Below are 24,670 nucleotides of genomic sequence, written 5' to 3'. Positions count from 1 at the left end.
TCCGGGGGTTGGAGCCGGGTGGGACGGTCGGGAGTTCTTGAACGCGAAACGCCCCCTCCGGGGGAGGGGGCGTTCGGCGTCGCTCGGGAACGTCAGTCGGTGGTCGGGGTGACGTCCGGGTCCGGCGTGGCGTCGGTCGACGGCTCAGTCGGCGGCTCGTACGGCAGGGCGCTGCCCTTGACGTACTCGTTCCAGCTCATGTTCCAGTCGGTCCAGCCGTTGCCGTTCTGGAGCTTGCGCTCGGTGCCCTTCACCGTGATCGGGTCGCCGATCCGGGTGTTGGTGAAGAGCCAGGCGCCGTCGGCCATCGACACGTTCACGCACCCGTGGGACACGTTCACACTGCCCTGCTGCCCCTCCGACCACGGGGCGGCGTGGATGAACTCGCCACCCCAGGTGAGCCGCTGGGCGTAGTCGATCTTCGTGCGGTAGCCCTCGTCGGGCCCGAGCTCCTCGAAGGTGTCGAAGACCGTCTTGCGCAGCTTCTCGATGACCACCATGGTGCCGCTCGACGACGGGGTGCTCTTCTTGCCGAGGCTGACCAGGATCGTCTTGACCACCTTGCCGTTGCGGGTCACGGTCATCTTCTTGGTCTTGTTGTCCACCGTCATGATCAGCGAGGGGCCGATGTTGATGTCGACGGTCAGGTCGGCTCGGCCGTACCAGCCGCTGCCCATCGGCAGGCCGCCGGCCTGGACCCGGTACGAGACCTTGCTGTTGGCCTTCCAGAACTGCTTCGGCCGGTAGCGGATCTCGGTGGGGCTCACCCAGTGCCAGATGCCCTCCTGCGCCGGCACCGAGGTCACCGTCATCCGGCGCTGCACGTCGTCGCGGTAGCTCTCGGGGATCGCCCGGCTGAACTTGACGATCAGCGGCATGCCGACACCGACCGTCTGGCCATCGCCGAGGAAGCTGCTCACCCGGATCTGCTTACTGGGCTGGGCCATCGTGGTGAAGGTGCTGGTCGCCGTGGCCGGCCGGCCGTCGTCGCCGGTCGCGGTGACGGTCGCCGTGTAGGTCTCGCCGTACTTGAGCACACCGGACGGGAGCCACGACTTGCCGTCCGCGGCGAGCTTGCCCTTGACCGTCTCGCCGGCGGAGTCCTTGAGCTCGACCGCCGTCTCCATCGCCTCGGTGGTGCTGAAGGCGATGGCCGTGGAGGCCGGCACGTCCTTCGCATCGGCCTTGGGCTCGCTGATGGTGGCGGCCGCCTTCGGCGCGGGAGTCTCCGTGCCGCCCTGCCACGACGACGGTTTCCCGTCGCCGCCGCTGGTGCAGGCGGAGGTCAGCGCCAGTGTGGCGGCGATCAGCCCCGCGGCGAGAGCGCGGCGTCGCGCGACTGGCCGGCCGCCGCGACCTTGGTTCAGCTGGTCCTGGTCAGCTCGCATGATTCCCTCACAGTCGTGATCCCCGCACAACCCATCGTCTCTTACAGACGCGTCAGAAGGGGTACCCGTTGCAGGGGGTGAAACGAAACACCCCGAGAACTTATGCCCGGGTTGTTGCTAGAATTCGCGGTTCGCGAGCAGGGTTCGGTTTTCCGGGTCCCGCTCCCGCCCATCGATCCGACATCGTACGCGTACCGCCGCGCCGGCTCGACGTCGCGAGCCGGCGCGCACGGTGACGTCAGAGCGCTGGGCCGGCCCCACCCTTGGGCACCGGCAGGGCACTGCCCTTGATGAACTGCGACCAGCTCAGACTCCAGGCGGTCCAGCCGTTACCGGCGGCCAGCTTGCGCTCGGTGCCCTTGACGGTGATCGGGTCGCCGATCCTCGTCTTCTCGAACAGCCAGCGGGCGTTGGCGGTGGAGACGTTCACGCAGCCGTGCGAAACGTTGCGCCGGCCCTGGTCGCCCACCGACCACGGCGCGGCATGGATGTACTCACCGCCCCAGGTCAGCCGCTGGGCGTACTCGATGTCGGTGACGTAGCGGTTGGCGGGATCCGGGTCGTCCATGGTGTCGAAGACGGTCTTTTCCTTCTTCTCCATCACGACCATCGTGCCGCTGGAGGAGGGGGTGCTCTTCTTGCCCAGGCTCACCGGCATGGTCCGGCTCACCTTGCCGTCCTCGTACACCGTCATCTTCTTGGTGGCGTTGTCCACCTTCATCACGAAGGAGCGGCCGATCTTGGCGGTGGCCTTGCGGTCCACGTCGCCGTAGCGGCCGTTGCTCAACGGGATGCCGGCCAACGCGATCCGGACGTCGAGCGTCGTGCCCGGCTGCCAGTACTCCGGCGCGCGGTAGTAGGCCTGGGTGCCGTTGTCCACCCAGTGCCAGGCCCCCGGCTGCGGCGGGTCGGTGCGGACGAACATCCGCTTCTGCACGGCGGCCCGGTCCTTCTTCGGGATCCCCGGATGGAACTCGGCCACCACCGGCATGGCCACGCCGTACGTCTTGTCGTCGAAGAGGTACAGCCCGGAGCCGATGGTCGACTTCGGCTTCTTCATCGTGGTGAAGGTGCTGGTCCCCTGATGCGTGGTTCCGTCGGAGCCGGCGGCGGTGACGCTCGCCGTGTAGCTGGCGCCGTACTTCAGCGGCGCGTTCGGGACCCACGACGAGCCGTCGGTGCGCAACTTGCCCGCGACCCGATCGCCGGCGGCGTTGGTCAGCGTGACCTCTTTGATCTTGATGCCGTCCGGCAGGTCCGCGCTGATCTCGGTGCTGACCGGCTTGTTCTTCGTTCCGTTATCCGGGCTGACCGGCAGCGGCGGCCCGGCCGGAGCGGTCGGTGTCGACGAGCCGCCGATCGCGGCATCGGGGCCGGTGCCCGGTGCCGATCCACCGACGAACGACGGTTTCTGCTGCTCGTCGCCGCAACCCGTCAGTGCCAGCGAAGCCGCCAGAGCCAGGGCGCCCACCAACGCCCCGGCCCGCGTGAACCTGACCATCCCCACCTCTGTTCTCGCGTGCCTGGCGGACATAGTGCCGCATCTCGCGCCGCCGGCAGGCCCCCTGCGAGATCAAGTTGGGCTCTTCGATGCATTTGCCCGTTAAGCTCGCCCGAAGGGAGGAGCCGGGTATCGGATTGGAACCCCGCTCAGAGCCCGTGCTAATGTTCTCCCCGTTGCCAACGAGCGCCGCTAGCTCAACTGGCAGAGCAGCGGACTCTTAATCCGCGGGTTCGGGGTTCGAGTCCCTGGCGGCGCACCAGCAATAAGGCTCTGGCCTGATGTCCTACATCGGGTCGGAGCCTTTTTCGTGTCGGCGGTGGTGGGCGGGCGCTCGAGAGCCGTTGGACCGACCTATCCACCTTCGCTGCAGTCCGCGATCTCGCGTTGATATTTCGGTTTCTGCAACAAGGCCGACCGGTAGATCCGGAAGGGTGTCCTGTTGTCGGATATGGGCCGGGGTGAGCCGTCGAACGGGAAGTCCCACCCCCCGTAGGAGTCGTGCAGCCGCAGGGTCCAGCCGGCCGGCAGATCATTGACCAGGAACCGTGCGTCGGCACCCTCACCCGCGACCGGCCAGATCTTTTCGTCCCGGTGATCGCCCTCCAGCAGGACCAGCTCGTAGCCGACCATCGTGCACGGCATGATCATCTGCTCGAACTGCGCCACCCCCAGCCGGTCATCCGCCGTGTCGATCGGGCGGTAGAGCGCCTCGACGTCCAGCAAACGCACCGGTGATCGGTTCTGAATGTGTATCACGTGCGACTTTCCCGTTTCCTCGATCCACCAGGCGACTCGTTCCACGTACCGTCGCTCCGCTCGTTCGCGGGTCACCTCGTTGATCTGCTGCTGGTCCTGCAGCGTCAGTGCTCCTACGAGTAGCGCCAGGGCGGCGATGACGGTGGCGATCATCGTTCCGATGCCCTGTAGCCAGTCGGTGAGCTTGTGGCCCTGCTCGGCGGACGCGGAGGCTGGTGGGACGTCGCTCTCACGGGGGACGTAGAGGCCACCTGGCCGGCGCTTCCAGGAGGAGTCAGGCGTCGGGGGGCAAGGTCGGTCGGCCATCAGTGCATGTTGGACGGCCGCCGGCGGGCAGTCACCTGGTTGTCCGGTAGGCGACGGATGAGCCGGCTACCCCTTCGGGTCCAGCGGGCCCTCCCGCATCGGATCGAAGTGTCGTCGTACTCCAGACGGGGCGCGCGGCCATCGGGACGCCGAGCAGAATAAGGCGATGCGAGCCGCGTACATCGAACGTCCCGGGCCCGCCGCCGACATCCGCTTCGGCGACCTGCCGGCACCCCGACCGGGCCCGACCGACGTCCTGGTCGACGTGATCGCCACCACCGTCAACCCGGTCGACACCTTCGTGCGCTCCGGGGCATTCCCCACGCCGCTGCCGCTGCCCTTCGTGGTCGGCCGCGACCTCGTCGGCCGGGTGGCCGAGGCCGGACCGGGCGCCGCCGGCTTCCGAGCCGGAGACCTGGTCTGGTGCAACAGCCTGGGGTACGACGGGAGGCAGGGCAGCGCCGCCGAGCAGGCCGTGGTGCCCGTCGACCGGCTGTTCCGGTTGCCCGCCGGTGTCGACCCGGCCACCGCGGTGACCGTGCTCCACCCGGCGGCCACGGCGTACCTGGCGTTGTTCGTCCACGGCCGGCTCCGGCCCGGGGAGACCGTCGTCGTGGCGGGTGGTGCCGGCAACGTCGGCGCGGCGCTGGTCGCGCTCGCCAGCGCGGCAGGTGCTTGCGTCGTGGCGACCGCCGCCGCGGCCGACCTCGAATACTGCCGCCGCAACGGCGCCGTCGAGGCGCTCGACTACCACGCCCCCGACCTCGTCGACCGGCTGCGAACGGTCAGTCCCGACGGGGTCGACGTGTACCTGGACACGGCCGGACGCAACGAGCTGGAGCAGGTCATCGACCTGCTGGCCCTGCGCGGACGGATCGTGCTGCTCGCCGGGGGCGCCTCCCGGCCGGTGCTGCCGGTCGGCGCGCTCTACCAGAACGACCGCGCCGTCATCGGCTTCGTCATCTCCCACGCCACAGTCGCCGAGCTGACCGAGGCCGCCGTGATGGTGAACCGGATGCTCGCCGCTGGGCGGCTGACCCCACGCGAGACCGTGCCGCTGCCGTTGTCGGCCGTGGCGGAGGCGCACCGCATGCTGGAGCAGGGTGAGCTGCGCGGCCGGCGGGTGGTGATCCACCCGTAGGTCAAGGCCCTCCCGTTCGGCAATGCCGGGGCCCTGTTAATGTCTCTTCCCGTTGTCAGCGAGCGCCGCTAGCTCAACTGGCAGAGCAGCGGACTCTTAATCCGCGGGTTCGGGGTTCGAGTCCCTGGCGGCGCACCAACGATCAAGGCTCTGACCTGGTGTTTCTCCCTGGGTCAGGGCCTTTTTCGTGCACCTCGGTACGTGGTGGTGGCTCGGTGGGTGCTCGGGAGCCGTTAGACCGGGCTGGCGTTGCTGGGGCATGTCGTTGTTCCGTGGACGCCTGCGCTCATCGTCATTTCTGAGGTGGCCAGCCTGCACGGTCGTCAGGGCATTGACGCATCCGACCGCCGAGGCATCCGCCGCGCTTCTTCAAGCATCCGGCCGTCGGCGCTTACGCTGGCGGCGTGGGGGGACAGCCGCGGGTTCGCGTGCAGGGGGACCTGTATCACCCGGTGGTACCGCCCGGTGCCGTGTATGTGGGGCGGCAGGGGTTCGGGTTGCGGCGTTCTCCGTGGGCCAATCCGTTCAGCCTGCGACAGCATGATCGGGCGGAGGCGTTACGCCTCTATCGGCAGTGGCTGGTGGGGCAGCCGGCCCTTGTCGACCGGGCGCGTCGGGAACTCGCGGGAAAGCAGTTGGCGTGCTGGTGCCGCGCCGAGGATGCGTGCCATGCCGACGTGCTGGCCGACGTCATCGGTTGACGTACGGTCAGTGCCGGGCGGTGGGTCGTCTCGGTGCGTAGACGCCGCCGATGCTGAAGGACTGCGGTCGGGCCGCCTGGTTGCCCACGTAGAAGGCGACGTCGCGGTCGGCGGCGCAGAGCTGGGTGAGGAACTTGTTTCTCAGCTGCTCCGCAGCCTCCGCGTCGGTGAGCCGGTCCAGGCGACGTTGCAGGGCGACAAACTCCCAGTCCCAGAGTGTCTGCTGGTGACCGCGGCAGTGAGGGTCCGCGCAGCGGTAGTGGTAGGCGCCGGTGAAGCGTGGCGCTTGGAGCGGGTTGCGCTTGGCCGGTTCCAGTAGGTCGAGCTGGTTGAGGTAGCCAGCGATTTTCCTGCGATCCTCCGCCGACCAGCCGGGATGTCGCTTCACTTGAAAAGCCGAAATGTCGGCCACGCGAATCAGCGCGATCGATCGTGCGCTCGGGTCGTCGCGGGCCTGTTTGTTGAGCCAGCACATGGAGTCTTCGACGAGTGGATCGAGGAGACTTCGACGCGACTGCCGACTGGCAACGTGCCGCTCGGTGGTGATGGTGTCCGCGATCGGCTTCCAGCTCTCGCGTCGATGGTCTTGCCTGGCTGGCAGTGCCTCGACGTGAATGATGTCGTACTTGTGGAACTTGCTGTCGTCGTCCAGGTCGCGATAGCGAACCGGGTAGAGGCGAATCCAACCCGTCCAGGGCGGGTGCATGCCCAGTGCCCCGACGCAGACCGTCTCGCCGTACTGCGCGGAGGGGTTGGGTGCCGCCTTCACTGTGATCAGGAGGCGGAGTTTTGCTGGTCGTGCCAGGACTGGCTTCGGTCTCGGATCTTCGTCGGTGCTCGATCCCCACAATGGAAGTTGTTCCAACGGAACCACCCACATCGCTAAATGCAGCCACTCAAATACTTTTAGTTACATAGACAGTCCCACATTTGATGGGAGAGTGCTAGCCGGCAGGGGTGAGGGTCGGGGTCCCGACCGGAGATGCTCGGCATCACCGAGCCGCGATACGGCGACTTCATCGGCGGCAACGTCCTCCATAAGCCCATAACCGACATACTCGCCCGCCCCGACGACCTGGACTACGTCGCCGAGTTCGTCACGGCCCTCAACGGCTGTGCCGACCACTGCGCCTTCTACGACTTCTGCCGCAGCGCCCAGGCCGGCAACCGCTACTTCGAGCACGCGACGTTCACCGCCCATGAAACCGCCTACTGCCGGACCACCCGACAGGCCCTCGTCCGCGCCGCCGCGGACCACCTCACCCTCAAGGAGGAGCACCATGACCAATGCTCTCGCGACCCTTGTCAACGCCGCGCCCGCGCAACTCGCCCGCCTCGGCGTCGACCCGCAGCGGTCGGTAGCGTCGATCGACGCGGCGAAGTGCGACAACCGCCCCACCTGGGATAACAAGGGTAAGTTCGACAGCCGACCCGGCTGGGCAACTGGAACAAGAAGAAGTAGACCCCACCACGGGAACGCGCAAAGTGGCGTGCCCACCCCGCGCCCACACAGGTTGAGGACACATGCGTACCACCACGATCGGCGATGTGAAGGTCCTGCTGCCGGACCTCGAACCGGACGACCTCGACACCACGAAGAACCTGGACGGCGGCCTTACCGAGGCCCTCGTCAACGGCGCGGCGTGGCGCGGCTCGCACCTTGAGGACGTCAACATCCGCAGCAGCCTGATCACCGGCGTGGACCTGAGCGAGACCACCTGGGAAGCCGGCAGCCTCTTCGGCTGCGAGATCACCCGCACCGACTTCTCCGGCGCGACCCTGACCGGCATGACCATCGAACGCTGCGCGATCACCGGCTCCCGGTTCACCGGCACCAGACTCACCGATGTACGCCTCAAGGACGTCCTGTTCGACGGCTGCCGCTTCGACTACGCCACCCTCCAACGCGTCGCCGCCGCCGGCTCGGTCGCCTTGACCGACTGCACTCTCACGAACGGCGCGTGGTCCTCCTGCCGGCTACCGCGCATCGCACTGCGGTCATGTGACCTCGCCGGTGTGGAACTGGATTCCTGCCACCTCGACGGGGCCGACCTGCGGGGCAGCCGGCTCCAGGGCCTCAAGACGCCGCTGGACAACCTGCGCGGCGTCACCCTCGGCGAGGACCAGCTTCCTGACCTCACCCAGCTGACCGTCGCCGCCCTCAACCTCACCGTCCGCAACGACTGAACCCGAGGAGGGATCGTGGTCGCTGAATCCACCGGCAGCCCGGACACGATCCTCGTCTGCATCAGGGGCAATTCCGGCTCGGGCAAGACCAGCATCGCCCGTGAGCTACGACGCCGGCACGGCCGGGGCTGCGCCCTGGTCGAGCAGGACTACCTGCGCCGCATCCTGCTGCGCGAACGGGACCTGCCCGGCGGCATCGCGCCGGCGCTGATCGCGCAGACCGTACGGTTCGCCCTCGACCACCGCTACCACGTGGTGCTGGAGGGCATCATGCACAGCAGCCGCTACCGGGGCGTGCTGACCGCCCTCCGCGACAACCATCAGGGGCGGTCACTGTTCTGCTATCTCGACGTGTCCCTGGCCGAGACCCTGCGCCGGCACCTCACGCGCCCGCAGGCCGGTGAGTTCACCGCCGAGCACATGAGCGGCTGGTACGCCGCCCATGACGTCCTGGGCTGGCCCGACGAACTCGTCCTACCCGAGACCACCGGACTGAACGAGGCCGTCAAGGCCATCGCCGCTGCCGCCGGGCTACCCCAGACCAGACGCGACGACGACCTGCTACCGAACGTTCCGTACCCGTAGAGCAGCCCAACCGGCTACCGGTGACGCCGTTCCGGCGCACCGATCCCAACGCCGGTCCCGAGTAACCAGGCAGCCCGTCAAGCACGGCGACTGCGACGGCATGGAGCTCGCCCTACCGCGCCCGCCTGAGCCAGCTCTCGATGACTGTGAAGTCGTGCTCGGTCAGCCCGCGACGTGGGTCGACCCGGTGCGGTAGGGCCGGGCAATGGTGATGAGTCGATACCCACTGCTGGCCGGTGTGGGAGATTTCGTCGTCGACCCAGACGAAGGGGCGTCCCTGCACCCACTCGACCAGCCCACGGGTCTCCAGTGCAGGACGCCCACCTCGTCGGAGTGGGGCCAGTCCTCGACGGGCAGAGGTGGTAGCCCGAGCAGGGGTACGAGCAGGTCGTTCGCATCGTTCATCCAGGTCGTCGCGCACACCAGATCGCACATTCCACGCCTCAACCAAGGAGTTCTCGTGCTCGTGCCGACCCCTACACCTACTGCCATACGCATTGGCAGTGACAACTTCCCGCATGATTCCGCGCTCAGGTTCCTCGTCATGGTCAAGATCGCCCTCGGCCGCACCAGCACCGCCACGACCGCTTCGAGATCAGGCTCTTGAACCGCGGGTTCGTGGTTCGAGCCCCTGGCGGCGAGCCGTTCTGGCTCAGTTGCGTGGCACGGCTGGCTCCAGGCGGGCACGCTCGGCTGGAAGAGTGCAGGTCAAGCGGGGTGCGAATACCCGGCTTATCGGCAACGGCGAGACATCCCCGCTGAGCGAACCCCGATGGTCGAGACGTGCGCGGCACCACCAGTCAGGTAGACACGTGGTGTGATGCGGGTTTCCGGCGATCAGAAGCGGCTCGGTGCTCTCGCGGCGGCGGAGCTGACGTACACCGATGCCGGGGCCACCCGGGACCGGCTGCCGTCGGGCTACCGTCACGCGCGCCGGGACGCGGCACTGGGGTTCGGCCGCGGCGTATTCGAACAGGCCGTCGACGGGTTGCTGGGCTGGGAGATGCACCGCCGCGCGGGCATGGCGGTGACCGCGTCGGAGCCGAGCGCCGCACCGGGGGCGGTCGTGGTGTTGCGGGTGGGGATCCCTCCGCTCGGTTTCCGCATCCCGTGCCGGGTGGTGTACCGGGTCGAGGAAGCGGATCGGCGGGGCTTCGCCTACGGGACGCTGCCCGGACACCCGGTGCGGGGCGAAGAGTCGTTCGTCGTGCGGCTCCGGCCCGACGGCGAGGTCCGCTTCGCCATCGCGGCGTTCTCGCTTCCCGCGTCGCTGATGGCCCGGCTCGGCGGCCCGGCAGGCCGCAAGGTGCAGGCCATCTTCACCGACCGCTACGTTCGAGCCATGCAGCGCATCGCCGAGGGTTCGGCGTGACCGTTCACCACGAAATCCCGCCGCGAGACGGGCCGACTCCGCGCGTCGTACGCGCAGCGGAGCTCGCCCACTTCACCGCCGCCCAACTGCTGGACGTGACGACGGCCGTCATGGCGATCCTGGCCCTGCCGCAGTCCGCAGCGGACCGGGCCGAAGCGCTCGTGGTGCCGACCGGCCAGGGTGAACAGTGGCGTCTCATCCATGCCATCCGGCGCTGGGAGGCCAACCGGGACATCAGGCATCTGCTGGTCGCGAACGGCAACCCGGCGGAAGAGACGTACCAGGAGATCACGCTTGCCTACCTGCGCAGGCTCGGCCTTCGTCGCCTCGACGGGGTCCGTCTTCAGGCCGAGGCGGCTCCCAACACCGGCCTGCAGGCCGCCTGGATCGCAGACCAGGTGAAGGAGTTCGGCATCACGAGTCTCGCGCTCAGCGTCTCCGCGTACCACCTGCCCCGCGTCTACCTGACGGTCCTCAAGTCGCTCAGCCGTATCGGCGTTCGCCTCCCCCTCATCCCGGACCCGGTGACGATCTCTCCCGACGCCGCCGCCCCCGAGACCCAGGCGACCGCGTACGACCTGTTGCCGGGGGAAGTGGCCCGCATCCTGAGGTACGTCGACGAGGGGTGGGTCGCCACGTTCGATGATCTACAGCGGTACCTGCGATGGCTGTGGAGCGACCACGAGACCTTCCTGACCGGGAACTCCGGATGATCCTCTCGGGCTCCTTGAAGTCGGGCTGTCCCGGCGTCTGGGACGGCCCGACTTCAAGGAAACCGAGTCGATCAACCTGGTCGGCGGTCGTACAGCAACGTCCGGGGGTTGTGTCGAAGTCGTCACCGGTGAACCTGGCAGCTTGCAAGATCGTGGGAGAGGGTGTTGTCGGCGCGAGGAACAGCAGGGGAGCGAGATGTTTTCTGGTCGTGCGTGGCGGGTGGCGAGGTTCGGCGTCCCGGAAGAGGCGATCGAACTGCAGGAACTCACCTGGCCCGAGCCGTCGCCGGGACAGGTGCTCATCCGGGTGCGAACCGCGGGTGCCGGGTATCCCGACGCGATGATGACAGCGGGAAAGTTCCCGCTGCTCGGCGACCCTCCGTTCGGGCTCGGCGAGGAGGCGGCCGGCGAGGTAGTCGCCGTACCGTCGGGCTCTCGGTTCGCGGTGGGTGACCGGGTGGCGGGTATCACCGAGTTCCTCAAGGGCTGGGGCGGGTACGCCGACTACGCCTACCTGAGAGAGATATCGACCGTCCGGATCCCCGCGGGGATGACCGACGAGCAGGCCGGCGGGTTCCCGATCGGGTTCCGAACGGCGTACACGGGTCTGGTCGAGCGCGCCCCGGTCGAGGCGGGGCAGACACTGCTGATCCTGGGCGCGGCCGGCAGCAGCGGCGCCACCGCCATCCAGCTGGGCAAGGCGCTGGGCGCGACCGTGATCGCGGTGGCCGGCAGCGCCGAGAAGCTGGAGTTCTGCGCCCGGTACGGCGCGGACCACGGAGTGAACTACCGAACGCAGGACCTCACCGCCCGAATCGCCGAGATCACGAACGGACGAGGTGTGGACCTCATCTACGACCCGGTGGGTGGCGAGACCGCGGCCATGGCCATGCGGAGTCTCGTCCGCAACGGCCGTATCGCCGTCGTCGGCCTGGCCAGCGGCGCCCCCGTGGCGCTGGATCCGATGCAGCTGATGCTGCGTAACCAGACCGTGGTCGGCGTGCTGTCCATGCCCCAGGAGGATCCGCAGGCCGAGGCCGCCGTCTGGGAGCGCCTCGCCGACCTGGCCGAGCGGGGCGTCATCACCACACCGGTGGGCGCGGTCTACGCCTTCGACGAGGTGCCGCGGATGGTCGCGAACCAGACCGCGCCGGGGGCGGGCAAGTCCGTGGTCCGGGTCGCGGCGCCCTAGCCGAGGCGGCGCACCGCGGCGGCTCGGCCGGAGTACCCGGCCCAGCCCTGTACGGCCAACGCCTCCGCGCCGCCGGCGGCGAACGACAACCAGGCCGAACGGATCTCGGCACCCCGGTCGGCCACCTCGGCCCAGCTCAGTCCGGCGAGCATCGGCGCGTTCGCCCAGGCGGCCTCGTCGCCGAAGAGCAGGGGCAGGTCGCTGCAGTGGCAGGCCCGGTACGGCGAGGTCGAGGCCGGCTCGTCGATGCGGTACGCGAAGACCCGGGCGCCGGCCCGGGCCAGCTGCCGGCCGAACCGGAGGGTGGGCCGGGCGAAGACCGCCCGGGTGGCCAGGTCGATGACCGCGTTCTCGGCGGCGCGTCCCAGCACGGGGACGTGCCGGGAGATCGGCCCGTCGGCCAGGAAGTAGGCGATCTCCCGGCGGGTGCTGCCGAGCACCACCTCCAGGTTCTCCGCACCCTCCCGGGTGGCGGCCCGCCAGCCCCGTACCTCCGGCAGCGGATCGGTGCCGGCGACCGGCCCGTACACCGGGGCCATGCCGAACCCGGCACGTGCCGCCAGGTCGCGTTCGGTCAGCTGCTGCGCCGCGATCAGCTCCGCCGTCGACGCCTGCCACGGATCCCGTCCCAACCGGGTGAGGAAGCGCTCGGCCACCCGACCGGCCAGGGCGGGGCTGCCCAGGCCCAGACCGAGCGGCGGGCTCTGCAGCACGGCCCGGCGGAACAGCGGGCGCGCCTGCGCCACACCCAGCAGGCAGGCCACCGAGTGGGCACCCGACGACTGGCCCACCACTGTGACGTTCTCCGGGTCGCCGCCCAGATCCGCGGCGTTGTCACGTACCCAGCGCAGCGCCTCGATCTGGTCGAGGAGGCCGAGGTTGCCGGGGGAGACACCGGGTGACCGCAGGTAGCCGAGCGCGCCGAGCCGATAGTTGACGCTCACCACGACCACGTCGCCCTCGCGGGCGAGCCGGTCGGTCCGGTAGCGGTCCCAGGAACCGGAGCCGGAACGGTACGAGCCGCCGTGCAGCCACACCAGCACCGGCCGCCGCGCCCGGTCGGCGGCCGGGGTCACGATCGTCAGATTCAGGCAGTCCTCCGACTGGAGGCCCAGCTCGGACATGCCCGCGGGCCCCACGGACCGGGCCGCTGGCTGCGGGCTGACGCCGCCGTGCTTCCGGGCGTCGCGTACCCCGGACCATGGTTTCTCGGGCACCGGCGGGGCGAACCGCTCCGCGGTCGCGTACCGGACGCCACGCAGGACCGTCAGACCGCTCTCGCGTGCGCCGCGCAGCGTGCCCCCACGCACGCTGACCAGCACTTCCTCCGCCGCCGGCGGGGCGTCGGGCCGGGCCGAGCCGACGCCGGCACCATCCTGCACGAACGCCTCGGACGTCACCGTGATCCCGCCTCTCTCGCAGCGCTGCGGGCCGGACGGCGACGACCCAACGGGGAGAACGCGCAACGGTAGCCCCGAGGGTCAGGCAGGCGACGAGGGCGTACGCCTCCGGGAGACGTACGCCATGGTCCGGGCGGCTTGGCTCAGGCGGGTGTCTTCTTCCTGGCCCTGCGCAGCCCGAAGAGGGCCACCGCGGCCAGCACGATGATGGCGATGCTGTACTCGTCGGCCGTCATGGGCAGGCCACCGCCGTAGACGACGAGGAAGCCCGCGATGACGGCGGGCAGGCCGAGGCCCACGTAGGAGACGATGTAGAGCAGGGACAGGACGCTGGCGCGCTGGTGCGCCTCGACCAGTGGCAGGACGGTCTTGAGGCTGCCCTGGAAACCGCCGCCGAAGCCGACGCCGCCCAGCGCGATGCCGACGAAGAAGCCGGCGACGAGGTCCATCATGACCGACACCAGCGTGACGATCATGCCCAGGATGAGGGCGCTGACCCCCGTGAGCATGACGGTATCCGCGGGAGTGTTGCGCAGCAGGAGGACGGTGACGGACGAGAGGCCGGCGAAGACGAAGAGCGCCACTCCGCCGAGCACGATCGAGGTGGGTCCGAGGGTGCGTACGAGCGCGGGGCCGAGCGCGCCGAAGAAGCCGGCCAGCGCCCAGACGGCGAAGAGCACCGGGGCGACCGCGAGCACCGGCCCGCGTACGGCGCGGGGCAACGTGATCTCCGGCCGCAGGCTGCGCAGCGCTCCCGCCATCGGCGTGACGGTCTCCGGCATCAGCACGATCCCGATGCCCTGGACCAGCAGGATCACGAACAGGACGATGTACACGAGTCGCGTCGGCGCGGGCAGGAACTGGATGAACAGCGCCGACAGCAGCGCCCCGCCGCCGGTGCCGATGCCCGGCGCGAACGAGTTCGCGAGCGTGCCTCGGATGCGGTTGATGTCGAGCATCGCGGCGCCGATGGCGCCGGTGGCGGCGCCGGCTGCGAGCCCCTGCACGACCCGGGCCGCCAGCAGCGCGCCCACGCCACCCGCGAAGACGAAGATGACCAGCGCGATCATCTGCACCGCGATCGCGCAGAGCAGGATCGGCCGCCGGCCGAGGTGGTCCGAGAGTTTGCCGAAGGTGAGCAGGGACCCCAGCACCGCGGCGGCGTAGATGGCGAACACCAGAGTGGTGGTGATCGATGAGAAGTGCCAGGTCGCCTGGTAGATCCCGTAGAGGGGGGTAGGGGCGGACGAGGCCGCCAGGAACGACACCAGGATCGAGGCGAGCAGGACCAGGGAAGCGTTCGGTGAGAGACGCGCCTGCCCGGCGATGCTCATGCATGCTCCTCGAGTGCGCTGCGGGCGGCCCGCCCGACCGGTCTGGACGCAGGTACGCAGGCACCGCGGATACCCGTTGCGCTTCGCCGCACGCCGACCAGCCCGGACGACGCGTCGGCGACTGTCAGAAAAGGGTCATCGGCTCGGCCGGGATCGGTACGGGCAGGGGTGCGAGTCCGGGTACCCGGACCCGAACCTCGTCGTGGAAACGTCGGGCCAGCAGCGGCGCGTCGGCGTTGTCCGGGGTGTGGACGAAGAAGGTGGGGGAGCGGCCCTCGCGCAGCCACCCGGCGACGATCTCGACCCAGTGCTGCCAGCCCTCGACCGTGCGTTCGGCGTCGTCGCGCCCGAGGTAGCGGACGATCGGCCGGTCGGTCAGCGCGGCGGATCGGAGCGACACCCGGGGCTTCTTGACCCAGGCGTCCCGTTCCGCGTCGCTGGTCGGCGGGCTCTGGAAGAACGTGGTGGTGTCGAACGGCACCCATTCGGCGGCCACCGTGGTGAGCGTCTCCTCGAGCAGGCGCGCCGAGCGGGGGTCGTCGAAGAACGCGGGGTGACGGACCTCCACGGCGTACCGGTGGGTGTCGGGGAGCCGGCGCAGGAAACGGGCGAGCACGGGCACGTCGGTGGGGCCGAACGATCCCGGCAGTTGGATCCAGAGGGCGTGGGCCCGCGGGCCGAGTGGTTCGATGGCGTCGAGGAACCCGCGCAGCGCGTCGCCGACCTCACCGAGCCGGCGTTCGTGTGTGATGAGCTTCGGCAGCTTGAGCACGAACCGGAAGTCGGGGTCGGTCTGCTCGGCCCACGACGCCACGCTCTCCCGGGTGGGCGTCGCGTAGAACGTGGTGTTTCCCTCGACGGCGTCGCACCAGCCGGCGTAGTGCCGCAGGCGCTCTTCGGCGGGCAGGGGATGCGCCAGGAACTGGCCCTGCCACGCCCTGTGCGACCACATCGCGCAACCCACGTGAAGACGCAAGGCTTCCCACCTCTCCGGTAGACCGAACACCATCGGTCCGCCCCCGCACCGGGACGTCGACGGCCGCCGGAAACGGTATACGGCGGGTCTCAGCGCTCTCCTCGACGGCCGGTCGCCGGTCTGGCCGGTCCGTTTGCCGCCGATTGCTGCGGGTAGCCACGCATCTCTGCTTCGGGAAGGACGGGTCATGGCCGAGCTCAGTTTCTACGACAAGGTCGCCGACCGGGCGGGCGTCCCGGAGGTGACGGCCCGCGCGCTGACCGAGGCCACCTTGTGTACGCTCGCCGAGCGGATCAGCGGCGCTGAGGCGGGCGCGCTGGCCGGCCACGTGGCGCACGAGCTCCGCCCGCTGCTGGCCCGGACCGCGCCGGAGGAGCCCGAGGTGTTCGGGTACGACGAGTTCCTGCGCCGGGTCACCGAGCGCGCCGAGGTGAGCCCCCTCATCGCCGAGCAGGGCGCCGGCGCCGTCCTGCAGACCCTGCACCGCGTGGTCGGGCACCGGGAGTTCCTGGAGGCGCTGGCGCAGCTGCCCACGGAGATCCAGGCCCTGGCCGAGCCCGTGCCGCACACGCCCTGACCTGTCAGTACGTCACTTGGGCAGCACCTCGATCATCCGGCGTAGGGTCTGCTCGTAGCCCTCGGGGCCGCCCAGGCGCTGGAAGCTGGACAGCGTGATCGTGAACGTGCCCGGGGCGGCGATGAGGACGGCCTGCCCCTCGATGTCCTTGACCGCGACGTAGCCCTTGCCGCCCTGGTCGATGTCGGTCACCTTCTGGTAGATCTGGTCGGCCTGCTGGCGCTGGTAGTCGTACGTCATCTCACCCGCGGTTCTGGACGCGGTGGTGATGGTCAGGCTCGCCACGCCGTTGCCGTCGCCGAAGAGGCAGTTGCCCTGGTCGACCATCGGCTGGCCGACGAGCTCGGACACCTGGTCGGCGGTGAACGGGCATTTGGGCGGGGCGGCGTCAGCCGCGTCGCCGAGGTCGGTGAGGTCGCCGCCGTCGATCGGTGCGTCGATGTCCGCGCCCGGATCGGGTTTGGTGGAGTCGGGGCTGTCGCAGCCCACCAGTACGAGGGCGGCCACGCAGAGCGCGGGCAGGATCATTCGGCGCATGGGATTGACTCCGTTCTACCTGCTCGGAAGTGTGTCCGCCGGCCGGCCTTGCGGGCTCGGGCGCCGGAACGGCGGGTCGCGTCACCGACGGTACGGACGCGGGCCACCCGGGGAATCCGGTGTTTCCCTAGCTTTCGAACTCTCCTGACCCGTTCCAGGCGGTCGACGTTCGGCCCGATCGTCAACCGTTGGTTGACGGGGCGGGTGCGTCAACCTAGAGTTGACGCATGACCAATCCTGAACCTGTCCCGATGGACATCCCCGTACGCCTGGACGACCTGATCCAGGCGATCAAGAAAGCGCGCAGCGAGCCGCTGGAGCAGCTCAGCGACGCGGTCCTCGTGGGAGACCACCTCGGTGAGGTGGCCGACCACCTGATCGGGCACTTCGTGGACCAGGCCCGCCGCGCGGGTGCCTCCTGGACGGAAATCGGCCGCAGCATGGGCGTCAGCAAGCAGGCGGCCCAGAAGCGGTTCGTCGCCAAGGACGCGCCGCTCGACCCGCAGCAGGGCTTCAACCGCTACACCCCCCGGGCCCGCAACGTGGTGGTGACGTCGCAGACCGAGACGCGCGCCAGCGGGCACGCCGAGATCCGGCCGGAGCACATCGTGCTGGGGCTGCTCAGCGAACCCGAGGCGCTCGCCGCGAAGGCGATCGTCGCGCAGGGCGTCACCCTGGAGCAGGTGCGCGAGGCGGCCACCGCCGCGCTGCCGGCGCCCTCGTCCGAGGAACTCCCCGCCCTCATCCCCTTCGACGCGCAGGCCAAGAAGGCGCTGGAGCTGACCTTCCGCGAGGCGTTGCGGTTGGGGCACAACTACATCGGCACCGAGCACATCCTGCTCGCACTGCTGGAGCTGGAGAACGGCACCGGCGTGCTGGCCGGCCTCGGCGTCGACAAAGCCGCCGTCGAGGCCGACATCGCCGCGGCGCTCGAAGAGATCACGCGGAACCGGGCCTGACCCGGCAGGGTCAGGAGGCGGTGGGGAAGCCGTACCGTGCCGCGTGCTCCGGGTCGGCCGGGTCGATCTGCCGGACGCCCGCGTCGGCGAGGCGCTTGTTGACCTCGTCGAGCTGCTCCCGAACCAGGCGGGCCTCCTCCTCGGTCACCCGGCCCCGGTGCGGCTTCCCGGCGTGCTCGATGGTCCCGTAGTCGAGCCGCTCCACGTTCTTGCGCGCCTTCGGCGGGCGCACCCGCTCAGCGGTCTTGAGCAACTGCGCCATCGGCGCGTCGGTCGCCATCGAGTCGAACTCGCTGGCGGTGAGCACCACCCGGCGCGGCTCGCCGTCGTGCTGGTCGTAGATCTCGACCACCGCCACGTCCAGGGCGGCGTCGTCGATGCTCTCCACCTCGACCGGGGTGGCCTCCAACTGCACAGGCCCGGCGACCAGGTCGGGATGCTCCAGCACCACGATGCGGACCACCTCGTCCTCCGGCTGCAGAACGGTACCGCTGAAGTCGGAGACACGGATCGTCTTCTTGCCCATGCGCGGAGCTACTCCTGTCGTCGACCGGATTCGGGACCAGACGACGTTACCCGACAGGTGTGCGAAAGCCGGGGGTGGACGGACCCGTGTGTCGCCGCTCGCGTCGTCAGCGGCCGCCCCGACCGTGCCGAGCGGACGCCCCGGCGGGCAGCTCGTTCAGCTCGGCCCAGCCCAGTGCCCGATCCGGGTCACCGCAGGCCCGCACACCGCGGTACGGCGGCTGCGCCGGGAATCGCGCGCCGACGTTCCAGCCGCGCTCGGTGTCCTGCTGCTGTCGGTCCTTCGGCTGATTCGGCATGACGTCACCGTCCCAGAGAAAGGTGTCCATATCTGGAAGTGGATGTGACGTACGGAGTCGACACCGGGTTCCCCTGCGGCGAGGAATCCGGGGCGATCCTGAGCGCGGGCCACGTCCGCCCACCCCGTCCGGCGTACGGTGATCGGCGACGAGGCCCGGTGGCTGGGCGCCCGGTCGGTGGGCCGGACACCGCCGGGCAGGACCGGATCACGGAGGTGGCGGCGTGCTCGACCGGCGGCTCCATCTGCACCTGGCGAGCTGGCTCGGGCAGTGGCCGGCCGGCCCGGGCCTGCACGTGGTGTCCTCGCGGCGTCGCGCCCACCCGGCCTGGGACGGCCGGCTACGGCCCGCCGTCGCGGTGGGCGCCGGGCGCAGCACCGTGCTCTCCGTGGCGCCGGATCGGGTCGCACGGGTGCGCGCGCTCGCCGACCTTCCGCCGGATCGGCTGGTCCCGGCGCTGCCCGCGGCCGTCGGCCTGCCCGACTGGGCCACGCACGACGGCCCGTTCCGGTGGAGCCTGGCGCCCGCGCCGCTACCGGACGTCGGGGAGTGGATCCGGCCCACCTCACCCGGGCTGCCACCGTGGCTGCGGCTCTTCGACAACGACGTGCTGGTGGTCCGCGCCGCCGACGGCCGATACCTGGCCGGGGCGGGGGTGAAGCGGCATGACGCGTACGGCCACGAGCTGGCCGTCGGCACCGCGCCGGAGGCTCAGGGTCGGGGACTGGCCCGGCGACTCGTCGCCCAGGCCGCCCGCCGGGTGCTCGACGAGGGGGCGGTGCCGACCTACCTGCACGAGCGGGGCAATCAGGCGTCGGCCCGGGTGGCCGATGCCGCGGGGTTTCCGGACCGCGGCTGGCGTTCGTTCGGGGTGTACCCGCGCTGAGTTCGAAGCCGGGATGACCGCCGGGGTGCGGTGACGTGTGCTGAGCCGGGGGCCGTACAGCGCGGACCGTGGATCCCGGGCCGGATCCACGGTCCGCAGCCTCCCCCCAGGTCCCCGTGGGCGCGACCAGCGCGCATGCCCGGTCGCGTCTTCCGCCGATCACGCTACGTATCGAATGCCTTCAGGGCAAGACGCCTCGCGCCGGTTCGACGTGTCGAATTGTGGACTTGACCTGGAAGGAAATCGCTTTGGCGCCGAGCGGGCAGCCGTGACGCAGCGTGCCGATGGTGAAGTGGGCCGGGTCCTGGTTCAGCCGGTCAGACCGAGCACCTCGGCGGCCGCGCGGCCGTTGGCGTGGCTCGCCCCGTACGTGGTGACGAAGGCGCGCACCCCGGCCGGGCGCCACTGCGCGGGCCAGCCCATCTCGACCACCGTCACCGGATGCACGGCGGCCAGCGCGGTGATCAGCTCCGGGCCTCCGGGAAGCTGATGGAGGCGGCGGCCGACCAGCACGATCGGCCGGTCTCCGGCGAGGTGGCGCAGGGCGGCCGGATCGGTCTCGGCCGCGACCACGCGGACCTCCTCGGTGCCGGCCAGGTGCGGGCCGAGACCCCAGGGCACCCGGCCCTCGGCGATGGTGGACGCGGCGTGCAGTTGCACCACCAACGGCCGGTCCAGGTCGGTGAGCACCCCGTCGATCTTCACGGCGCGCCGGGCCGCCGCGTACCCCAGGTCGGTGCCGCCGCCGGTCGGAAGGCGGTTCGCGACGCGGGTCCAGGCGGCGAGCGTGGCGGCGCGTCCGGCCGCCTGCTCGACCCGGGCCCGGTCCAGCCGCCCGTCGCCGAGTGCCTCGACGATCTCGGCGGCGACCTGTTCGACGAGTTCGGCGTCGACCTTCGCGCCGATGCAGAGCAGGTCCGCGCCCGCGGCGAGGGCCCGGACGGCCGCCGGCCCGACACCACCGGCCGCGACCGAGGCGCCCTTCATCTCCAGCGCGTCGGTGATGACGGCGCCGGTGAAGCCGTACTCGGTGCGGAGCAGGTCGACCAGGACCTCGCGGCTGAAGGTGGCCGGGCCGGTGCCGGTCAGCGCCGGCACCCGGATGTGGGCGGTCATGACGGCCTGGGCGCCCGCGGCGATCACGGCGGCGAACGGTGGCAGGTCACGGCGGCGCAGCACGTCGAGCGGAACGTCGACGGTGGGCAGTTCGTGGTGCGAGTCGGCGACCGTCGCGCCGTGCCCCGGAAAGTGCTTGGCGCAGGCCGCCACGCCGGTGGCCTGGAGACCGGCCACCGCGGCGGCGGAGTGCGCGGCTACCCGGAGTGGGTCGGCGCCGAAGGAGCGGGTGCCGATCACCGGGTTCTCGTCGGCGCTGTTCACGTCGACGGTGGGGGCGAGGTCGATGGTGATGCCGAGCTCCGCCAACTCCGCGCCGATCGCCTCGTAGACCCGCCGGGTCAGCGCGACGTCGCCGATCGCGCCGAGTGCGGCGTTTCCCGGGTACGGGCTGCCGGTGGCATGGGCCAGGCGGGTGACGTCCCCGCCCTCCTCGTCGATGGCGATCAGCACGTCCGCCCGCCCCTGCCGCAGGGCCGCCGTGGTCGCCGCGAGCTGCGCCGGGTCGTGCACGTTGGTGCCGAACAGGGTGTGCCCGGCCAGCCCCTCGGCCAGCAGATCGACCGCCCAGTCGGGCGGGATCGGCCCCGGGTACGCGGCCAGCAGCGTGCCCAGCGCGAGCCGGCGAAGTCCTGGATCCAGCCCCACTGATCTCCCCCTTCGGTGCCGCACGGCGCGGCGTCGTATTCCGGCCGTCCCGCCCGCGCAGCCCTGCCGGGTCGACCGAGTACTCCGGGTCCGGGTGGCCGATACGCTACGGCTACCCATTTCCAGGTTGGTTTACAGTTAGCAAAGTTTGCTGAACTAGAGGACTGGCATGAGTGCGACGCGGCTGCCCGGCACACCCCGCCTGTTGCGGGCGCTCAACGACCGTGCGGCGCTGGAACTGCTGCTCGAACGGGGACCGTTGACCCGCGCGCGGCTCGGCGAGCTGACCGGGCTGTCGAAGGTCACCGCCTCGCAGCTGGTCGAACGCCTGGAGGAGCGCGGGCTGGTCACCCGGGTCGGCGAGCAGGCCGGCGGGCGGGGGCCGAACGCCCAGCTCTACGCCGTACGGCCGGGCAGTGCGCACGTGGTCGGCGTGGACGTCGGCCCGGACCGGGTGGTGGCCGCCTGCGCCGACATCACCGGCACGGTCATCGGCCGGGTGGAACAGTCCACCCGGGACACCGACGACCCGGTGGGCGTGGTGCACAACGCAGTGGTCCAGGTCGCCGGCAGCGCGCAGGCGCAGCTGTCGAGCGTACGGAGGGTCGTGCTCGGTACACCCGGTCTGGTCGACCCGGGCACCGGGGACATCACGTTCGCCTTCAACCTGCCGCGCTGGCACCGGGGTCTGCTCGCCGCCCTGCGTGAGGACCTGCACACCCCGGTCGTCTTCGAGAACGACGTGAACCTCGCCGCGGTCGCCGAGGCTCAGTCCGGCGCGGCCCAGGGCCTGTCGGACTTCGTCCTGGTCTGGGTCGGCGCCGGTGTCGGCCAGGCGATCATGCTGGGCGGGCGGCTGCACCACGGCAGCAGCGGCGCGGCCGGCGAGATCGGCTACCTCCCGGTGCCCGGCGTTCCGATCCCGCGCGACGTCGCCCGGCGGGCCAAGCCCGCGTTCCAGCGGCTCGTCGACGCGGACGCGGTCCGAGCCGTGGCCCGGGAGAACGGCTTCACGGTCGACAACGCCGCCGACGCGGTTCGCGCCGCGATCGAGGCCGGCGCCGACGGCGGCCCGGTGCTCGACGAGCTGGCCCGCCGGCTCGCGCTGGGCGTGGCCAGCACCTGCGTGGTGCTGGACCCGCCGCTCGTCGTGCTCGCCGGTGAGGTCGGTCAGGCGGGCGGAGCGGCCCTCGCCGACCGGGTGCAGCAGGAGGTCGCGGACATCTCGCTGGTGCGCCCCCGGGTGGTGCCGACCGGGTTGACCGAGGAGCCGATCCTGCACGGCGCGCTGCGTACCGCGCTGGACGCCGTCCGCGACGAGGTCTTCGGATCCACAGTGGGCTGACCGGCCCCGGCATGCCCCCGCCCGCGAGAGCGTGGGCGTGCCGGGGGCCGTCATGTGAAGGAATTCTTCACGATGCGATCAGCGCCTGCAAGGCGTTGCCCTGTGGTTGGGTCGCTGCTGTCGTAGCTCAGATCAGGTCCCGACGGCGGAACACGCCGAACGCGGCCACGGACAGTAGCGCGGTCAGGCCGAGCAGCACGGCCAGCGCGGGCTGCCAGGTCAGCGCGTAGACCCGCTGGCAGAATCCGGTGGCGGAGGCGCAGGCGGACGCGTCCCAGAACTCGAGGCGGCCGGAGAGCCAGGCCCCCACATGGCTGGAGAGCATGAACCGGTCCGGATGGGCGGTGTCGACAATCTCCATCACCAGACGCCCGCCGAGCTCCCAGACCACCGCGTACGCGGCCACCGTGCCGAGCGCGGCCGACGTGTGCCGACCGAGTGTGGCGAGCGCGAAGCCGAGCACGGTGGTGAGCAGCACCAGCACCAACCCGCGGGCGTGCACGGCGCCGAGACCGGCCCAGAACGCGCCGTCGAGTTGGCCGGCAAGCCCGGCCGCCTGCCCGATCACCCAGAACGTGGCGAGGTACACGAGCGACGCGAGCAGGGACAGCCCGAGCACGCCGCCCATCAGCGTGCCCAGCTTCGCGCCGAGCACCGTCATCCGCCGCGGTCGCCAGAGCAGCAGGTTCACCACGCCACCCGAGTTGAGGTCCGCGCCGATGTAGGAGGCGCCGACCAGGAAGCCGAAGAGCGCCAGGAAGGCGATCAGGAAGTAGAGCAGCGGCTCGGCCTGGTGCGAGAAGACGAAGACGCCCGGCAGGTAATCGGTCGTCACGGGAAGCCGGTCCTGGCGCGTCGGGTCGACCTCGCTGCAGTCGGCCGGGAAGTACTCCTGCTCCGAGCCGGGCGGGAGGTTCCCGTTCACCCGGGCCACGCAACGCTGGTAGACGTCGTCCAGCTGGCGTCGGCTCTCGGCGGCCTGATTCCGGGCCTCGGTCAGCTCTGCGGCGGTGGGCCGGTGCGAGCCGGCGAGGGTCGTCGACGCGGTGACGCCGAAGGCCAGCACCAGCAGGACGAGCATGAGCTGGACGAAGCGGCGGGTTCCGAGCCGCTCCAGCTCGGCACGGACCAGGTTCACGCGCTATCTCCTCTGACGTCGCCGACCCCGGCGTCCAGTTCGATCACCCTGTCGTGCGGCCCCGAGCCGGCTGCCTGGCGGGGCACCTCGGGGTGTCCGCCGTCGCCGGTCAGCTCCAGGAACACGCTCTCCAGGTCGGGGCGCAGCGGGGTCAGCTCCCGTATCCACAGCCCCTGCTCACCGAGCAGTCGGCTGATCGTCGTCGGGTCGTCCACCTGCCCGACCACGAGATGGTCGGAGTACGCGTCCGCCGGCAGCCCACCGGCGCGCAGCAGCTCCGCGGCACGCTCCGGCTCGGCCACCCGGACCAGGAACTCGTGCTGGTCGAAGCCGGCGAGCACCTCGTCCACCCGCCCCGACGCCACCCGGCGGCCCCGCGAGATGATCGTGACGTGGTCGCAGATCAGCTGGATCTCGGCGAGGATGTGGCTGGAGATCAACACGGTCACCCCGGCGTCGGCCAGCGACCGCATCAGGTCCCGCATCTCCCGGATACCGGCCGGGTCGAGGCCGTTTGCCGGCTCGTCGAGGATGAGCAGCTCCGGGTTCTTGAGCAGTGCCGAGGCCACCGCCAGTCGCTGCTTCATGCCGAGCGAGTAGCTCTTCACCCGATCGTCGCCCCGATCGTGCAGGCCCACCTGCTCCAGTGCCTCGTCCACCCGGCTCACCGGTACTCCGCCGGCGAGGGCGAGCAGCCGCAGCGTCCGGTAGCCGGTGAAGTTGCCGAAGAACTGCGGACTCTCCACGATCGCCCCGACCCGCCCGGCCACCTGAGTCAGGCGTGTCGGGGACGGAGCGCCGAGCACGCTCATCCGCCCCCCGTCGGCTCGGACCAGGCCGAGGAGAGCACGCAGGGTGGTGGTCTTGCCCGACCCGTTCGGGCCGAGGAAGCCGTGGACCTCACCCGCCCCGACCGTCAGGTCGAAGCCGTCGAGGGCCACCTGCCGGCCGTGCCGCACGCTGCTGAAGGTCTTGCGCAGACCCTCGATCTCGATGACCGCGCTCATCCGCGCGGTTTCCTGTTCCGAACCGGCATGGACCGTCCTTCGGTATTGGTGACCAACGCCACGGCGCTTCACCCTATG

At 70.5% G+C, this 24,670-nt stretch carries 24 protein-coding genes, 2 tRNA genes and 1 pseudogene; 14 read left to right on the top strand and 13 right to left on the bottom strand.

The annotated features are described in order from the left end of the window. Positions 1-92: 92 nt before the first annotated feature. Positions 93-1,388, bottom strand: coding sequence for an Ig-like domain-containing protein (locus ABZS42_RS17490; RefSeq protein ID WP_355146378.1), 1,296 nt, complete (start codon positions 1,386-1,388; stop codon positions 93-95). Positions 1,389-1,626: 238 nt separating this feature from the next. Further along, positions 1,627-2,889 (bottom strand): Ig-like domain-containing protein, encoded by a 1,263-nt coding sequence (locus ABZS42_RS17485; protein ID WP_355146376.1) that lies wholly within the window; start codon positions 2,887-2,889, stop codon positions 1,627-1,629. A gap of 186 nt (positions 2,890-3,075) precedes the next feature. Between ABZS42_RS17485 and ABZS42_RS17480 the strand changes: the two genes are divergently transcribed. Beyond that, positions 3,076-3,151: transfer RNA gene (locus ABZS42_RS17480), tRNA-Lys, on the top strand. 92 nt (positions 3,152-3,243) lie between these two features. On the opposite strand, the gene ABZS42_RS17475 is transcribed toward ABZS42_RS17480, so the two are convergent. Next, on the bottom strand, positions 3,244-3,801 hold the full coding sequence (locus ABZS42_RS17475) for a hypothetical protein (RefSeq protein ID WP_355146374.1): 558 nt from the start codon (positions 3,799-3,801) through the stop codon (positions 3,244-3,246). Positions 3,802-4,120: 319 nt separating this feature from the next. Between ABZS42_RS17475 and ABZS42_RS17470 the strand changes: the two genes are divergently transcribed. The 3 genes from ABZS42_RS17470 to ABZS42_RS17460 all read left to right on the top strand — a co-directional run bounded on the left by ABZS42_RS17470 (position 4,121) and on the right by ABZS42_RS17460 (position 5,796). Beyond that, a complete protein-coding gene (locus ABZS42_RS17470) occupies positions 4,121-5,095 on the top strand; it encodes an NADPH:quinone reductase (protein WP_355146372.1) in 975 nt (324 codons plus the stop codon). Between the two features lie 62 nt (positions 5,096-5,157). Beyond that, positions 5,158-5,233: transfer RNA gene (locus ABZS42_RS17465), tRNA-Lys, on the top strand. A gap of 266 nt (positions 5,234-5,499) precedes the next feature. Beyond that, positions 5,500-5,796 carry a DUF4326 domain-containing protein gene (locus ABZS42_RS17460; protein WP_355146370.1) on the top strand — a complete coding sequence of 99 codons (297 nt, stop codon included), beginning with the start codon at positions 5,500-5,502 and terminating at the stop codon, positions 5,794-5,796. Positions 5,797-5,803: 7 nt separating this feature from the next. On the opposite strand, the gene ABZS42_RS17455 is transcribed toward ABZS42_RS17460, so the two are convergent. Beyond that, positions 5,804-6,676, bottom strand: a complete 873-nt coding sequence (locus tag ABZS42_RS17455) for a hypothetical protein (protein ID WP_355146368.1) — start codon at positions 6,674-6,676, stop codon at positions 5,804-5,806. A 96-nt stretch (positions 6,677-6,772) separates the two neighbouring features. On the opposite strand from ABZS42_RS17455, the pseudogene ABZS42_RS17450 reads away from it, so the two are divergent. From ABZS42_RS17450 to ABZS42_RS17425, 6 genes and pseudogenes are all read left to right on the top strand, one after another. Next, positions 6,773-7,060 (top strand): annotated as a pseudogene (locus ABZS42_RS17450) (radical SAM protein); the annotation flags it as partial. 260 nt (positions 7,061-7,320) lie between these two features. Continuing rightward, on the top strand, positions 7,321-7,983 hold the full coding sequence (locus tag ABZS42_RS17445; RefSeq protein ID WP_355146366.1) for a pentapeptide repeat-containing protein: 663 nt from the start codon (positions 7,321-7,323) through the stop codon (positions 7,981-7,983). A 15-nt stretch (positions 7,984-7,998) separates the two neighbouring features. Next, positions 7,999-8,568 carry a kinase gene (locus tag ABZS42_RS17440; protein WP_355146364.1) on the top strand — a complete coding sequence of 190 codons (570 nt, stop codon included), beginning with the start codon at positions 7,999-8,001 and terminating at the stop codon, positions 8,566-8,568. Positions 8,569-9,388: 820 nt separating this feature from the next. Continuing rightward, positions 9,389-9,940, top strand: coding sequence for a DUF1990 domain-containing protein (locus tag ABZS42_RS17435; RefSeq protein WP_355146462.1), 552 nt, complete (start codon positions 9,389-9,391; stop codon positions 9,938-9,940). Beyond that, positions 9,937-10,653, top strand: a complete 717-nt coding sequence (locus ABZS42_RS17430; RefSeq protein WP_355146362.1) for an ElyC/SanA/YdcF family protein — start codon at positions 9,937-9,939, stop codon at positions 10,651-10,653. Before ABZS42_RS17435 ends, ABZS42_RS17430 begins: the two co-directional genes overlap by 4 nt. A 196-nt stretch (positions 10,654-10,849) precedes the next feature. After that, positions 10,850-11,845 carry an NADPH:quinone oxidoreductase family protein gene (locus tag ABZS42_RS17425; protein WP_355146360.1) on the top strand — a complete coding sequence of 332 codons (996 nt, stop codon included), beginning with the start codon at positions 10,850-10,852 and terminating at the stop codon, positions 11,843-11,845. On the opposite strand, the gene ABZS42_RS17420 is transcribed toward ABZS42_RS17425, so the two are convergent. From ABZS42_RS17420 to ABZS42_RS17410, 3 genes are all read right to left on the bottom strand, one after another. After that, complete coding sequence (locus ABZS42_RS17420) at positions 11,842-13,245, bottom strand: carboxylesterase family protein (protein WP_355146358.1); 1,404 nt, start codon at positions 13,243-13,245, stop codon at positions 11,842-11,844. The genes ABZS42_RS17425 and ABZS42_RS17420 overlap by 4 nt on opposite strands. A 143-nt stretch (positions 13,246-13,388) precedes the next feature. Next, on the bottom strand, positions 13,389-14,579 hold the full coding sequence (locus tag ABZS42_RS17415) for an MFS transporter (RefSeq protein WP_355146356.1): 1,191 nt from the start codon (positions 14,577-14,579) through the stop codon (positions 13,389-13,391). A gap of 124 nt (positions 14,580-14,703) precedes the next feature. Continuing rightward, entirely contained in the window at positions 14,704-15,531 is an 828-nt protein-coding gene (locus tag ABZS42_RS17410; protein WP_355146354.1) for a DUF72 domain-containing protein, read from the bottom strand. A 211-nt stretch (positions 15,532-15,742) separates the two neighbouring features. Between ABZS42_RS17410 and ABZS42_RS17405 the strand changes: the two genes are divergently transcribed. Then, positions 15,743-16,132, top strand: a complete 390-nt coding sequence (locus ABZS42_RS17405; protein WP_355146352.1) for a DUF2267 domain-containing protein — start codon at positions 15,743-15,745, stop codon at positions 16,130-16,132. A gap of 12 nt (positions 16,133-16,144) precedes the next feature. On the opposite strand, the gene ABZS42_RS17400 is transcribed toward ABZS42_RS17405, so the two are convergent. Next, positions 16,145-16,669, bottom strand: a complete 525-nt coding sequence (locus ABZS42_RS17400; RefSeq protein WP_355146350.1) for a hypothetical protein — start codon at positions 16,667-16,669, stop codon at positions 16,145-16,147. 227 nt (positions 16,670-16,896) lie between these two features. Between ABZS42_RS17400 and ABZS42_RS17395 the strand changes: the two genes are divergently transcribed. Beyond that, on the top strand, positions 16,897-17,628 hold the full coding sequence (locus ABZS42_RS17395; protein ID WP_355146348.1) for a Clp protease N-terminal domain-containing protein: 732 nt from the start codon (positions 16,897-16,899) through the stop codon (positions 17,626-17,628). A 10-nt stretch (positions 17,629-17,638) separates the two neighbouring features. Here ABZS42_RS17395 and ABZS42_RS17390 read toward each other — a convergent pair whose 3' ends face one another. Beyond that, positions 17,639-18,154: a hypothetical protein gene (locus tag ABZS42_RS17390; protein WP_355146346.1), complete on the bottom strand. Its 516-nt coding sequence runs from the start codon at positions 18,152-18,154 to the stop codon at positions 17,639-17,641. A 106-nt stretch (positions 18,155-18,260) separates the two neighbouring features. After that, positions 18,261-18,482, bottom strand: coding sequence for a DNA repair protein (locus ABZS42_RS17385; RefSeq protein WP_355146344.1), 222 nt, complete (start codon positions 18,480-18,482; stop codon positions 18,261-18,263). Positions 18,483-18,675: 193 nt separating this feature from the next. Here ABZS42_RS17385 and ABZS42_RS17380 point away from each other — a divergent pair, with 193 nt between their 5' ends. After that, entirely contained in the window at positions 18,676-19,338 is a 663-nt protein-coding gene (locus ABZS42_RS17380; RefSeq protein WP_355146342.1) for a GNAT family N-acetyltransferase, read from the top strand. 309 nt (positions 19,339-19,647) lie between these two features. Here the strand turns inward: ABZS42_RS17380 and ABZS42_RS17375 are convergent, their stop codons facing one another. Next, a complete protein-coding gene (locus ABZS42_RS17375) occupies positions 19,648-21,102 on the bottom strand; it encodes a glycoside hydrolase family 3 N-terminal domain-containing protein (RefSeq protein ID WP_355146340.1) in 1,455 nt (484 codons plus the stop codon). A 169-nt stretch (positions 21,103-21,271) separates the two neighbouring features. Here ABZS42_RS17375 and ABZS42_RS17370 point away from each other — a divergent pair, with 169 nt between their 5' ends. After that, positions 21,272-22,447, top strand: a complete 1,176-nt coding sequence (locus tag ABZS42_RS17370; RefSeq protein ID WP_355146338.1) for an ROK family transcriptional regulator — start codon at positions 21,272-21,274, stop codon at positions 22,445-22,447. Between the two features lie 127 nt (positions 22,448-22,574). Here ABZS42_RS17370 and ABZS42_RS17365 read toward each other — a convergent pair whose 3' ends face one another. Together ABZS42_RS17365 and ABZS42_RS17360 are read right to left on the bottom strand one after the other, a co-directional pair. After that, complete coding sequence (locus tag ABZS42_RS17365; protein WP_355146336.1) at positions 22,575-23,585, bottom strand: ABC transporter permease subunit; 1,011 nt, start codon at positions 23,583-23,585, stop codon at positions 22,575-22,577. Further along, positions 23,582-24,592, bottom strand: a complete 1,011-nt coding sequence (locus tag ABZS42_RS17360) for an ATP-binding cassette domain-containing protein (protein ID WP_355146334.1) — start codon at positions 24,590-24,592, stop codon at positions 23,582-23,584. The genes ABZS42_RS17365 and ABZS42_RS17360 overlap by 4 nt, the downstream gene beginning before the upstream one ends. Between the last annotated feature and the right edge of the window lie 78 nt (positions 24,593-24,670).

Source organism: Micromonospora sp. NPDC005367 (genome assembly GCF_040606825.1).
In the GTDB taxonomy this organism is placed as follows: Bacteria; Actinomycetota; Actinomycetes; order Mycobacteriales; family Micromonosporaceae; genus Micromonospora.
This window is presented reverse-complemented; position numbering and strand designations above follow the sequence as displayed.

Coding starts and splice junctions, on each gene's coding strand:
- ABZS42_RS17490 (WP_355146378.1), bottom strand. CDS start 1,388: ATGCGAGCTGACCAGGACCAGCTGAACCAAGGTCGCGGCGGCCGGCCA.
- ABZS42_RS17485 (WP_355146376.1), bottom strand. CDS start 2,889: ATGGTCAGGTTCACGCGGGCCGGGGCGTTGGTGGGCGCCCTGGCTCTG.
- ABZS42_RS17475 (WP_355146374.1), bottom strand. CDS start 3,801: ATGATCGCCACCGTCATCGCCGCCCTGGCGCTACTCGTAGGAGCACTG.
- ABZS42_RS17470 (WP_355146372.1), top strand. CDS start 4,121: ATGCGAGCCGCGTACATCGAACGTCCCGGGCCCGCCGCCGACATCCGC.
- ABZS42_RS17455 (WP_355146368.1), bottom strand. CDS start 6,676: ATGTGGGTGGTTCCGTTGGAACAACTTCCATTGTGGGGATCGAGCACC.
- ABZS42_RS17445 (WP_355146366.1), top strand. CDS start 7,321: ATGCGTACCACCACGATCGGCGATGTGAAGGTCCTGCTGCCGGACCTC.
- ABZS42_RS17435 (WP_355146462.1), top strand. CDS start 9,389: ATGCGGGTTTCCGGCGATCAGAAGCGGCTCGGTGCTCTCGCGGCGGCG.
- ABZS42_RS17425 (WP_355146360.1), top strand. CDS start 10,850: ATGTTTTCTGGTCGTGCGTGGCGGGTGGCGAGGTTCGGCGTCCCGGAA.
- ABZS42_RS17415 (WP_355146356.1), bottom strand. CDS start 14,579: ATGAGCATCGCCGGGCAGGCGCGTCTCTCACCGAACGCTTCCCTGGTC.
- ABZS42_RS17410 (WP_355146354.1), bottom strand. CDS start 15,531: ATGTGGTCGCACAGGGCGTGGCAGGGCCAGTTCCTGGCGCATCCCCTG.
- ABZS42_RS17405 (WP_355146352.1), top strand. CDS start 15,743: ATGGCCGAGCTCAGTTTCTACGACAAGGTCGCCGACCGGGCGGGCGTC.
- ABZS42_RS17400 (WP_355146350.1), bottom strand. CDS start 16,669: ATGCGCCGAATGATCCTGCCCGCGCTCTGCGTGGCCGCCCTCGTACTG.
- ABZS42_RS17395 (WP_355146348.1), top strand. CDS start 16,897: ATGACCAATCCTGAACCTGTCCCGATGGACATCCCCGTACGCCTGGAC.
- ABZS42_RS17390 (WP_355146346.1), bottom strand. CDS start 18,154: ATGGGCAAGAAGACGATCCGTGTCTCCGACTTCAGCGGTACCGTTCTG.
- ABZS42_RS17385 (WP_355146344.1), bottom strand. CDS start 18,482: ATGGACACCTTTCTCTGGGACGGTGACGTCATGCCGAATCAGCCGAAG.
- ABZS42_RS17370 (WP_355146338.1), top strand. CDS start 21,272: ATGAGTGCGACGCGGCTGCCCGGCACACCCCGCCTGTTGCGGGCGCTC.
- ABZS42_RS17360 (WP_355146334.1), bottom strand. CDS start 24,592: ATGAGCGCGGTCATCGAGATCGAGGGTCTGCGCAAGACCTTCAGCAGC.